Annotated in this window: 7 protein-coding genes; 3 read left to right on the top strand and 4 right to left on the bottom strand. The window is 52.7% G+C overall.

Annotated elements, in window-relative coordinates:
* The first annotated feature begins 244 nt into the window (after window positions 1-244).
* Window positions 245-1,723: a phosphatidylserine/phosphatidylglycerophosphate/cardiolipin synthase family protein gene (locus AB8Q18_05775; protein XDZ52566.1), complete on the top strand. Its 1,479-nt coding sequence runs from the start codon at window positions 245-247 to the stop codon at window positions 1,721-1,723.
* Between the two features lie 77 nt (window positions 1,724-1,800).
* Complete coding sequence (locus tag AB8Q18_05770; protein XDZ52565.1) at window positions 1,801-2,379, top strand: MarR family transcriptional regulator; 579 nt, start codon at window positions 1,801-1,803, stop codon at window positions 2,377-2,379.
* Window positions 2,380-2,443: 64 nt separating this feature from the next.
* Here AB8Q18_05770 and AB8Q18_05765 read toward each other — a convergent pair whose 3' ends face one another.
* The 4 genes from AB8Q18_05765 to AB8Q18_05750 form a co-directional block, all read right to left on the bottom strand.
* Window positions 2,444-6,310 (bottom strand): DNA translocase FtsK, encoded by a 3,867-nt coding sequence (locus tag AB8Q18_05765; GenBank protein ID XDZ52564.1) that lies wholly within the window; start codon window positions 6,308-6,310, stop codon window positions 2,444-2,446.
* Window positions 6,311-6,422: 112 nt separating this feature from the next.
* The gene (acnB, locus tag AB8Q18_05760) at window positions 6,423-9,008 is read right to left on the bottom strand and encodes a bifunctional aconitate hydratase 2/2-methylisocitrate dehydratase (GenBank protein XDZ52563.1); all 2,586 of its coding nucleotides are present in this window, start codon (window positions 9,006-9,008) and stop codon (window positions 6,423-6,425) included.
* Between the two features lie 139 nt (window positions 9,009-9,147).
* Entirely contained in the window at window positions 9,148-9,546 is a 399-nt protein-coding gene (locus AB8Q18_05755) for a GyrI-like domain-containing protein (protein XDZ52562.1), read from the bottom strand.
* 139 nt (window positions 9,547-9,685) lie between these two features.
* Entirely contained in the window at window positions 9,686-11,212 is a 1,527-nt protein-coding gene (locus tag AB8Q18_05750) for a fumarate hydratase (protein XDZ52561.1), read from the bottom strand.
* A gap of 307 nt (window positions 11,213-11,519) precedes the next feature.
* On the opposite strand from AB8Q18_05750, the gene trkA reads away from it, so the two are divergent.
* The gene (gene trkA, locus AB8Q18_05745) at window positions 11,520-12,902 is read left to right on the top strand and encodes a Trk system potassium transporter TrkA (GenBank protein ID XDZ52560.1); all 1,383 of its coding nucleotides are present in this window, start codon (window positions 11,520-11,522) and stop codon (window positions 12,900-12,902) included.

The following is a 12,902-nucleotide window of genomic DNA, read 5'->3' as shown; positions in this document are numbered from 1 at the left end:
GAGCACATTAGGAGTGGTGGGTAGGCTACGCTTTACCCACCCTACGCGACGGTGAATAAACCATGGCTTACTCACATGATACGAAGGCGTCTACAGATGTAAACATATGGAAAATGATCCAAAACGGTGGGCACGCTGCGCTTTGCCCACCGTACGACCCCCATCCACCTTACAAACCATCCATTTTCAATATTTGTATTATCTTCTATAATAGAGTCCATACTTCACAGCTTCGGTACCCACCATGTCCCTGCCTAGCCCTTTAAGCCACGACAGCCACGACGCCATCAGCCAGGTGTATCAGCAGGTCATGTCGCGCTTTGCGGGCGCTAGCCTCTCCAACGACAATGAAATAGACTGCCTGCACGACAGTACCGAAAACTTCCCTGCTTGGCTCAACGCCCTCAAGCATGCCCAAGACAGCATCTGCATCGAGATGTATATTTTCGATCACGACGTTTATGGCACCCGCGTGCGCGACCTTTTGATCGAGAAGGCCCAGGCCGGCGTCACCGTGGTGCTGGTCTATGATTGGTTTGGCTCACTCAAACAGCATTATCGTGGCTTTTTCAAACCACTGATTAAGGCCGGGGCAACGGTACACGCTTACAATCGCCTCACCTTGAGCAATGGCTTTAGCTTATTATCACGCAACCACCGCAAGGTTTTGCTCATCGACCAAAGCCTCGCCTTCATCAGCGGTCTGTGCATCTCCAACAAATGGGAAGGCCAGCCACTAAAAGGCATCGCCCCTTGGCGCGACATGGGCGTACGGCTGCGTGGACCAATTGTGGCCGACGTCATGGCGGCCTTCTTAGACACCCTCGCCAGCGAGCAAGTCACGCCACCCAGCGCCCTTTTGCAGCCGCCACCTGCGCCCCATCTGCCAGCAGGCCCAGCCAGAGCCCGCCTCATCGCCACCACACCGACCACGGCACACATGATGCGGCTAGACCTGATGGTCATCAGCCTCGCGAAAAAAAATCTGTGGCTAACCGATGCCTACTTCATGCCCACCGGCATCTATATGGACGCCCTTAAGCGGGCGGCACTTGCCGGCGTCGACGTGCGCCTACTGGTGCCGCGTACATCCGACATCAAATGGATTGGCACCGTCTCGCGTACGCTGTATCGGCCGCTATTAGAAGCCGGCATCAGGGTGTTTGAATGGAATGGGCCCATGATCCACGCCAAAATGGCGGTGGTAGACAGTGCTTGGGCCCGAGTGGGCTCAACCAATTTAAATATTTCCAGCTGGCTGGCCAATCGAGAAATTGACGTTGCCATCGAAGACGCCGACAGCGCCAGCGCTTTTCAACAGCGTTTTCTGGCCGATCTAGACAATGCCACTGAAGTCGTGCTTAATCGGGCCAATAAGCCAGAGCCCGCCACTGCGCGCGAACGAACGGCCTATTCTGCCCGTGCCTCCTCTAAAGCCGGCGTACGCCAGGCCATACATCTGGGCGAAACCTTGCATTCCGTCATTCGCGGCAAGCGTGAAGTCAGCGAAACAGAATCCTGGGCTTTTTTAAGTTTAGGCTTGATTTTACTGCTGATTTCCCTCTTAATCTTTATGTGGCCTAAGCTATTAACCTACCCATTAATCTTCATTGGCCTAGCGGGGGCTTTCGCCCTGCTGTCAAAAGGGCTATCATTAAAGAAACACAAAGCCCAACAAAAACAAATGGCCAAATCGAGCAATAGCCCCAATAAAAACAATTAAACGGATGATTTTTTGATTCTTTTTGCGTAAAATAACCAATTCAACATATTATCCGTTTGTATAACTAAAGAGATGCAATGAGCAAAACCAAATTTGATCTGTCAGAACACACCCCCAAGTTCATCATGACAGAGCAGGCGATTAACAATATTCGCGATCTGATTCCAGATACGCCAACTGAGCTCATTAAGCTCATTCGCCTACAGTGCCACATTAAAGCTCAGCTGGACGTGATTGTGTTTCAGCTGATGGAAGACGTTTTGAATCAAACCGAGTCCCTCTCGATGTCGGTGATGTTGATGTGCCCTAACTACGCTATTTCCCCTAGCGATCTAGCCGCTGCCCTACAATTCTCAAAAACCAACGCCACCCGCATCTTAGACAGCCTGCAGGAAAAGGGCTTCATCACGCGTGAACAGTGTCACGCCGATAAGCGCAAGACCTTTGCCATCCTCACCCCAAAAGGCTTGGCCTTTTTAGAACGACACCTGCCACAGCAACATCAGCTGCTGAAAGACATCTTCGCCAGCGTCCTCAACCAAGAAGAACAAGCGCAGTACTACCACCTTGCCCTTAAGCTATCAGGTCAACTGGAAAACATTCTTGAAGGCAAAAAGCCCACCTTAGATCCTTGCCTACTCAAGGCCGCGCCCTAGAGGCCGCCCACAAAAAAAGCGTTCAGCCAAAACTGAACGCTTTTTTAATGCCTATTAATCAGGCCTACTCTGTTGGCTGACCCGCCACCAATACCGATCGATTGCCGTTGTTCTCTGGCGCCGACACCACGCTGTCTTGCTCCATCTGCTCGACCAAACGCGCGGCACGGTTATAGCCAATGCGCAGCTGGCGCTGTACCGACGAGATTGACGCGCGCTGGGTTCGGATCACCAAGGCCACGGCCTCATCGTATAGAGGGTCCTCATCGCCGTTATTGCTGCGACTATTACCGTTACTGAACAAGTCACCTTCTTCAACGCCTGCGCTGAGGATGTCGTCTACATACTGCGGCTCACCGTATTGCTTCAGATACTCCACCACATGATGCACCTCTTCATCGGCTACAAAAGCCCCATGAATACGTTGCGGATAAGCCGTACCCGGCGGCAAGAACAGCATGTCGCCCATGCCCAATAGGCTTTCAGCACCCATCTGATCCAAAATGGTGCGACTATCGACCTTACTCGACACCTGAAACGCGATACGGGTTGGAATATTGGCCTTAATCAAGCCGGTAATCACATCCACTGAGGGGCGCTGGGTCGCCAAAATCAAATGAATGCCAGCAGCACGGGCTTTTTGGGCCAGACGTGCGATCAGCTCTTCAATCTTTTTACCCGCCGTCATCATCAAGTCGGCAAATTCGTCCACCACCACCACGATGAACGGCAATGGCTCAAGAGGATTAGGCGTTTCTGGCGTCAAGGAGAACGGATCGGCCAAGGTTTGACCATTCGCCTTAGCCTCTTTGATCTTGGCGTTAAAGCCAGCCAGATTGCGTACGCCCATGTGGCTCATCAGGCGATAGCGTTTTTCCATCTCGTTCACGCACCAAGTTAAAGCATTGGCGGCTAGGCGCATGTCGGTCACCACTGGCGCCAATAAATGCGGAATGCCTTCATAAATGCTTAATTCCAGCATTTTGGGATCAATCATGATCAAGCGCACTTCTTCAGGCGTGGCCTTAAACAGCAGCGATAAAATCATTGCGTTCACGCCCACAGACTTACCCGAACCGGTGGTACCCGCCACCAATAAGTGCGGCGCCTTGGCCAGATTGGTCACAATCGGCTGACCGGTGATGTCTTGGCCCAAGGCTAAAGTCAACTTAGAACCAGACTCCTGAAACGCTGGGGCTGAAAAAATTTCCGCCAAACGAATGGTTTTACGGCGAGGATTAGGCAGCTCCAAGCCCATACAGGTTTTGCCTGGAATAGTCTCGACCACGCGAATCGCAGCAAAGCCTAGCGCACGCGCCAAGTCTTTTTCCAAGTTCACCACTTGGCTACCGCGAACGCCGGCTTCTGGCTCAATCTCATGCCGCGTCACCACAGGACCGGCATAAGAATCCACGACTTTTACCTTCACCCGGAATTCAGCCAACTTCTCTTCGATGACGATGCCGCTCTCAATCAAATAATCCTCACTGATGGGCTGACCTTGATCATCCGGTAAACCGTTCAACAATGACAAGTCAGGCAGAGGAAAGTCCCACTTTGGGGCCGCCGGCTGCACCACCACTTCACGTTTAGGCGCCCATGACGGCGCGGCATCGGCTTCTGCCAGAGCGCTTGGACGTTCATCGTCAACGTAATCGTCGGCTTCTTCATCGCCTTCAGCAAATGAGGCCACCAGTTCTTCGGCCAAGGCTGCTGGCTGATGAAAGGACGCCGTGCCCGTATCAGCGCTCGTGCTGGTTGCTAGAGCTGCGGCTTCATCATCAGCTCTGTCGACCACACTTAACGCTGGTGAACCTGCATCAGAATCATCGTCTACATCAAGATCCGTCAAACCCACTACTTCAGCTTCCACGTCTACTTCGGGCACGTCATCTACCCACGGCACATCGGCTAGCTCGGCTTCAACGTATACGTCTTCCGGCTGAGGCTCATCAACCTCATCGTCAAGTGGCTCAAACTCATTCGGCATCTCTGGCTCAGCCATACAGTTGGGCGCAACACTCGCCAATGATGCTTCTGCCGCATCTGCCAAGGCCACGCCGGCCATAAAGTCATGAGCCGCCAAAATAGCTGGCTCTGGCTCTGGCTCTGGCTCTGGCTCTGGCTCTGGCTCTGGCTCTGGCTCTGGCTCTGGCTCTGGCTCTGGCTCTGGCTCTGGCTCTGGCTCTGGCTCTGGCTCTGGCTCTGGCTCTGGCTCTGGCTCTGGCTCTGGCTCTGGCTCTGGCGCTGGCTCTGGCTCTGGCTCTGGCGCTGGCTCTGGCGCTGGCTCTGGCTCTGGCGCTGGCTCTGGCTCTGGCTCTGGCTCTGGCGCTGGCTCTGGCTCTGGCTCTGGCGCTGGCTCTGGCTCTGGCTCTGGCGCTGGCGCTGGCTCTGGCTCTGGCGCTGGCTCTGGCTCTGGCTCTGGCGCTGGCTCTGGCGCTAAAACGCTAACCACCTCATCCAACACCTCAAAAGACAAAGCCGTTGCTTCTTTTAAAATCGGCTTAGCTTGTCTTGGCACCTCGCTTACAGGCTCCTCTAACACAGCCTGCGCAGCCTCGGTTGCCGCGACATCTGCCTCAGGCACAATAATTAAAGGCTGCTCAGATTCGGCAATCAGTCGATCTTCGATGCGCCAAGTCGGTGCATCCACCACCAAATCATCACCGGCGATCACGCTGCGATGCACCTCAACGCTTGGCGCCAAAGGCTCATCTACAGCCGTTACTGCCGCCTCATCAAGAGCCGCCACCTGTAGCAAACTGGCCAAAGGCTTGGGCGCCACAGCAGCAGCCTGTAAACGCTCAACCGGGGCGGCCGTTGGCGTCGGCTTAGTCGCCACCTGCTTAGCCGCTGGTGGCGTATAAGGCGCATGTTCAAATGGAGTAAAGCGCGAAGAAATCGGCCCCGCAGGCTCCGCTGCCGGTGCTTGCGGCGTTTGTGCCACGGCATGAGGGCCAATCACGCGGGCCGAAGAAGGAATCACGCTGCTGCGAGTCACCATTTGCTTCGCCACTGGCGCACCGCGACTGTATGGCACTTTGGCATGAGCCAAATTGGCAAAGGCCTCTTCTACTTCAATGACGGGCAAGACTTTATGCTGTTCGGCCTGATCCTCCGCCTGCTGACGGCGCCGCGTTTCTCGTTGCTTGAGTAAATTCACCCGAATGTCGTCGAGGCCGATGACGGGCAGTGCATCGCCCTCTTTGGCTACAGTATAGGTTTGAGCCTGAGTCGGCTCAGTGGCTTGGTAAGCCTGTTGACTCACCTGCGGCGCCGCCACAGGTTCAATCTGTTTTTGGGTCACCAAGCGTATGGTTTCACGCGGCGACTCAACCACAATGGGCGCTGGCTTTTTTTTCACCGCAGCGACTTTAGCCGCCAGCTCAGTGGCCGTGGCTAGGGTGATCACTTCAACGGGCTTACTCGGGGCTTGGGGAATATGATCTAAATAGACGGCATGATCAGCTGCATCGGCCTGTTCAATGGCAGCACCGTGAGCCACCATATCGGCTTCGGTTAAAGCAAAATCGCTGCGATCTTCATCGTCCACGCGGCCTTCGCCGGCGTCTGACTCGGGCTCTTCACTGTCAAACATCGGCAACAGCTCATCGCTGCCCGCCTGCTGTGCACCACGGCGCTTCGGCGTGGGCAGGCTGGTTTCTTTTAGCTGTTCGGCCAGCTCACGGGTTTCCATGGCTTTTTGCTTGCTTTTAGCAACGTCACGCGCGTTGCTGAGCATGGGGCTCACCGCCACCTGACGATAGTTTGACTCTGCCAGTAAAGGGTCGGACCCACTCTGGTTTTGCCCATCTTGCTCATGACGCATTAAATAGGCCAGCTCGCGCTCCCACTCTTGAGCGCTTTTTCGATGGAACCAAATCAACACACCGATCAGCATCAGCAAAATGAATAACAGAAACCACATCATAGATAGTCAGCCCATTGGTTCTAAATCAAAGGGCTTATTGTACCTCTTTTTTATGAATAAAGAAAAAGCCTCGTGAGGTTTCACGAGGCTTTTTTTAACCCTTACGGACTAATTAAACGTTGACTTCATCTGCAACCGATTGGTAACGATCAATTTCATTGAAATTCATGTAACGGTACACTTCTGCACCCTTATCATTGATGATGCCAATGTTCTCACGATACTCTTCCACGGTAGGGATTCGGCCTAATTTAGAACAAATCGCAGCCAACTCCGCAGAGCCTAAATACACAAAGGTATTTTTACCCAAGCGGTTCGGGAAGTTACGGGTTGAAGTAGACATCACGGTTGCGCCTTCGCGTACCTGAGCTTGGTTACCCATGCACAAAGAACAGCCTGGCATTTCCATACGGGCGCCAGCGCGGCCTAAAATACCGTAATAGCCTTCTTCGCTGAGTTGCTGCGCATCCATTTTGGTCGGTGGGGCCACCCACAAACGCACAGGAATGTCAGACGACTGCTCTAGCAGCTTACCAGCGGCGCGGAAGTGACCGATATTGGTCATGCAGCTACCGATGAATACTTCGTCAATCTTGGTGCCAGACACTTCACTCATGAATTTCACGTCATCAGGGTCGTTCGGGCAGGCCACGATCGGCTCTTTGATGTCGTTCATGTCGATTTCGATGATTTCTGCGTATTGCGCATCGTCGTCGGCTTTCAACAATTCTGGGTTAGCCAACCAAGCTTCCATGGATTTAATTCGACGCTCTAAGGTACGGGCATCTTCATAACCATCGGCAATCATGTTCTTCATCAAGGTGATGTTAGAAGTCATGTATTCGATGATGGGCTCTTTGTTCAAATGAACGGTACAGCCAGCGGCAGAACGCTCAGCAGACGCATCAGACAATTCAAACGCTTGCTCAACTTTAAGGTCAGGCAAACCTTCAATTTCCAAGATGCGGCCAGAGAAAGCGTTGATCTTACCGGCTTTAGCCACAGTCAACAGGCCTTGCTTGATGCCGTATAAAGGAATCGCGTTCACCAAGTCACGCAAGGTCACGCCAGGCTGCAACTCACCTTTAAAGCGTACCAACACCGACTCAGGCATGTCCAAAGGCATCACGCCTGTCGCTGCCGCAAACGCCACCAGGCCAGAGCCAGCTGGGAACGAAATGCCAATGGGGAAACGGGTGTGGCTGTCGCCGCCGGTACCAACGGTATCAGGCAACAATAAGCGGTTTAACCATGAGTGAATCACGCCGTCGCCTGGGCGCAAGGCCACGCCGCCACGAGTAGAGATGAATTCTGGCAATTCTTTGTGGGTTTTCACGTCTACTGGTTTTGGATAGGCAGCGGTGTGACAGAATGATTGCATCACTAAGTCTGAGCTGAAACCTAGGCAAGCCAAGTCTTTCAGTTCATCACGCGTCATTGGGCCAGTGGTGTCTTGCGAACCAACAGTCGTCATGCGTGGCTCACAGTAAGTACCTGGGCGTACGCCTTCACCTTCAGGCAGACCACAGGCGCGGCCCACCATTTTTTGCGCCAAAGAGAAGCCGGCTTTAGATTCAGCCACGGCCTTAGGCAAACGGAAAGCGGTAGAAGCAGCCAAGCCCAAAGCTTGACGGGCTTTGGTGGTTAGGCCACGACCGATGATTAGGTTAATACGGCCACCAGCTTGTACTTCATCCAACAACACTTCAGACTTCAAGGCAAACTCAGCGGCCACTTGGCCGTCTTTTTCAATTTTGCCTTCGTATGGGAAGATGTCGATGACGTCGCCCATATTAAACTGGCTTACATCGACTTCAATCGGCAAAGCGCCAGAGTCTTCTTGGGTATTGAAGAAAATCGGGGCAATTTTACCGCCCAGGCACACGCCACCAAAACGCTTATTCGGCACGAACGGAATGTCTTTACCGGTGAACCACACCACTGAGTTAGTGGCTGATTTACGGCTAGAGCCGGTACCCACCACGTCGCCCACATAGGCGACCACATTGCCTTTAGCGGTTAATTCTTCCAATAGTTTGATCGGGCCCACAGAACCAGGCTGATCTGGGGTAATGCCATCGCGCGGGTTTTTCAACATCGCCAAGGCGTGTAAAGGAATGTCAGGACGGCTCCACGCATCAGGGGCGGGAGACAGGTCGTCGGTATTGGTTTCGCCGGTCACTTTGAACACGGTCACAGTGATTTTTTCCGCTACTTTTTCGCGCGCGGTAAACCATTCTGCGTTGGCCCAAGACTCAATCACCTCTTTAGCCACGGCGTTGCCCTGGTTCATTTTTTCTTCCACATCGTGGAAGGCATCGAACATCAGCAAAGTATGTTTCAAACCTTCGGCCGCAATGGGCGCTAAGGCTGGATTATCCAACAATTCAACCAAGGCGTGGATGTTGTAGCCACCCAACATGGTGCCCAAGAGCTCAGTGGCTTTTTCTGGGCTGATCAAAGGGCTGGTGGCAGTGCCTTCCGCAACGGCAGCCAAAAATGAAGCTTTTACTTTAGCCGCATCGTCTACCCCAGGTGGCACGCGATTGCTGATCAAATCAACCAAAAACTCGCCTTCTGCAGCCGGTGGGTTTTTGAGTAATTCAACCAATTGTTCTGTTTGCTGTGCAGATAAGGGTAATGGAACAATACCCAAAGCGGCACGCTCCGCCACATGGGCGCGGTAAGCTTCTAACATTATGGATTCCTTTTTTCTTAAATTGTTGGTTGGGTTGTGTGAACGTTAAAGGCGTTCTAACCTTGAATCATAAACCAAACGCCGGCTAAATTAAACCTCGGCCATGATTCCGTAGTGGCCACGCTTGCGGCCAATACGACTACTTCTCAATACCGACGGCAATGCGAATGCGGCCATCAATAAAGTACTCTTCATAATCAAATAAATAAGTGCGCTCTAGCGGCTGGCGCCAAATGTGTTGCCACATTTCGATCACACCCTGCGGATTGCCCGCATCCACCTCAAAATAAACGTAGTCTTGCTCTGGGATGGCCAAAACTTCACTGCTGTGGCCGGGTAAATCCACTGCCACGCTGACGTCGTAATCACCCTCGAAATCGTTTTCGTAATGGTGGTAGACGCCATAATAAACGGCACCCTCAATCGGCTCAGCCATCGCCAAAGCCCAAGCACCACTGATTTTGGCCATGATTTCAGGGTCGTTAAAATTATTGGTACGCACGCTGCTGAGTACGTATAAGGTTTGGGGTAAGCTCATGCTGGGCCTCCTTCGAGATGGTTATGCCACCAAGGCTGATGACAATACATCCTCGGCCCTAATGCACGAATCCCCTCCATTATAGACCTTCACGACACAGAAAAACAGCCTAAACGCGGTGCGTTTAGGCTGTTAGGGCTTATTCAGCAGTCACAGGAATGATGCCGATTTTTTGCTGCCATATTTTAGGCGCCGTAGCGTGTACGGATGTGCCTTGAGCATCAACAGCCACCGTCACCGGCATGTCTTTGACTTCAAACTCATAAATCGCTTCCATGCCCAAATCTTCAAACGCCACCACTTTAGAAGCCTTCACCGCTTTAGACACTAGGTAAGCCGAACCGCCCACCGCCATCAAATACACGGCCTTATTGTCTTTAATCGCTTCAATCGCCACCGGGCCACGCTCAGCTTTACCGATCATGCCCAATAAACCAGTTTGTTCCAGCATTTGGCGGGTAAACTTATCCATCCGCGTCGCCGTGGTGGGGCCAGCAGGGCCAACCACTTCATCGCCTACCGGGTCGACCGGACCTACGTAGTAAATCACGCGATTTTTAAAATCCACCGGCAAGGATTCGCCATTATTCAACATGTCGATCATGCGCTTATGCGCAGCATCACGACCGGTCAAAATTTTACCGTTCAGCAACACCACGTCGCCAGGCTGCCAGCTGGCCACTTCTTCCTTGGTCAAGGTGTCTAGATTCACGCGCTTGCCGTTGCTTGGGTCATAGGTAATGTCTGGCCAATCATCGGTATTGGGCGCTTCCAAACTGGCAGGGCCGGTGCCGTCGAGCTCAAAATGAACGTGACGGGTCGCCGCACAGTTAGGGATCATCGCCACAGGCAGGCTGGCTGCATGGGTAGGATAATCCAAAATTTTCACGTCCAATACCGTGGTCAAACCACCCAAGCCTTGAGCACCAATGCCTAGGCCGTTAACTTTTTCCAACAGTTCTAAACGCAAGGCTTCAATCGTGGTCAAGGTTTCGCCCGCGTCTTTTTTCGCCTGCACGTCTTGGATGTCAACGTGGCTCATTAAGGACTCTTTCGCCAACAGCATGGCTTTTTCAGGCGTGCCGCCGATGCCGATGCCTAAAATACCTGGTGGACACCAGCCCGCACCCATAGTCGGAATGGTTTTCAAAACCCAATCCACGATGGAATCCGATGGATTCAACATGGCCAACTTGGATTTGTTTTCTGAGCCACCGCCTTTGGCCGCACAGGTCACTTCTACTTTGTCACCGGCCACGATTTCCATGTGAATCACGGCTGGGGTATTGTCCTTGGTGTTTTGACGCTTGCCAGCAGGATCAGACAAAACCGAGGCGCGTAGCTTATTGTCGGCGTTTAAATATGCGCGACGCACGCCTTCATTGGCCATTTCCTGGATCGACATTTCTGCATCCCACTGCACCTGCATGCCCACCTTCAAGAAGATCACCGCGATGCCGGTATCTTGGCAAATCGGACGATGGCCTTCAGCACACATACGGCTATTCACCAAAATTTGGGTCATGGCGTCTTTAGCGGCTGGGTTTTCTTCTTTTTCCCACGCTTTGGTCAAGGCTTCAATGTAGTCTTTAGGATGGTAAAAGCTGATGAATTGAAATCCGTCAGCAATGCTTTGAATGAAATCTTCTTGTTTGATGATGGTCATCACGTGCCCTTTTGGTAGATAAGGTTCTGTGTTTCCTGGTGGAAACCATTGTTATGGCTTGCTGTGGCTCAAGTATTGGGAGGCAATGCCGGCCCAAGCCCGAACGCAATCACGGCATGATACTACAGAAAAGGCGGCATTTAAACGTCCATAAACAGGGCTTAAAGGAACAACTGACCTTTTTTTGTGACCCTGCTGGTGACAAGAATCTGGCCCCAAGCACGCCAGAACGTGGTTAAACGTGCATATTAATGCAATCCGTTTTAAAATGAGGCCTAACCATGGCTTGATACGAGTACACCAATCAGTGAAGATTTTAATTTTAGGGGCCGGCCAAGTGGGCTCAACCGTGGCGCACAACCTGGCCGAGTTCTCGCAAAACGACGTCACCGTCGTGGATATTTCCGAAGAAGCCTTGAAAGACATGAGCGCCAAACTGGACATCCAAACCCTAGTCGGCAACGCCGCCTCGCCGCGCATTCTGGCTGAAGCCGGCGCCGACGACTCCGACTTACTGCTGGCCCTAACCCGCAGTGACGAAACCAACTTGGTGGCCTGTAAGCTGGCCCAAACCTTGTTTAACATCCCGACGCGCATCGCCCGCGTTCGCCAAAGCGATTACCTCGAATACTCAGAGCAAGACACCTTAGCGCTGTTTGACGTCAACGAATCCATTTGCCCCGAGCAGCTGGTCACCGACCATCTTTATGAGCTGTTTGCCTACCCTGGCGCCCTGCAAGTCTTGAATTTTGCCAATGGTCTGGCCCAAATGGTGGCCATTCGCGCCCAAAACGGCGGCCTCATCGTGGGCAAACCGCTCAATCAGCTCAAACACGACCTGCCGGCCGACGCCGACTGCCACGTCTGTGCCGTGTATCGCAACGATAGGCTCATCATTCCCGACGCCAACACCACCATTATTGACGGTGACGAGGTGTTTTTTATTGCGTCGCGCAAAGACATCGAGCTGATTTTAAAAGAAGTCCGTAAAGACCCAAAACACGCTAAAAAAGTCATGATCGCCGGCGGCGGCAATATTGGCTTTCGCCTCAGTCGCCAGCTCGAAAAAGAGTTTGACTTAAAAATCATTGAAAACAACCGCGGGCGCGCCGAGTGGCTGTCGGAAAACCTCGACAGCACCTTAGTCTTAAATGGCTCGGTCACCGATGAAAGCCTGTTGGAACAAGAAAACATCGACGAGATCGATATTTTTTGCGCCCTCACCAACGATGATGAGGTCAACATTATGTCGGCGCTCTTGGCCAAACGCTACGGCGCTAAGCGGGTGATGGCCTTAGTCAATCGCTCCAGCTATGTAGACCTCTTACAGGGCAACACCATCGACATTGTGATTTCGCCCCACCTCTCTACCATTGGTTCAATCTTGGCCTACATCCGCCGCGGCGACATCGAAGCCGTGCATCCACTGCGCCGTGGTGCGGCCGAAACCATCGAAGCCATCATTCACGGTGACCAGCACACGTCTCGCCTGATTGGCCGGCCTATTTCCCAAATTGACCTGCCCATAGGCTGCTACATCAGCGCCGTGGTGCGCGGCACTGAGGTGATCTTACCGCACGATGAAGACATCGTGATTCGTGAAGAAGACCACATTATCTTTTTCGTTTCGCGCCGCCGTCTGGTTAAAGAGGTGGAGAAGCTCATCCAAGTTAAAGTAGGTTTCTTCTAA

It is taken from the genome of Neisseriaceae bacterium CLB008 (assembly GCA_041228285.1).
Taxonomy (GTDB): Bacteria; Pseudomonadota; Gammaproteobacteria; order Burkholderiales; family Neisseriaceae; genus JAGNPU01.
The sequence above is the reverse complement of the archived record's forward strand: the minus strand, read 5'-3'. Positions and strand labels throughout refer to the sequence as shown.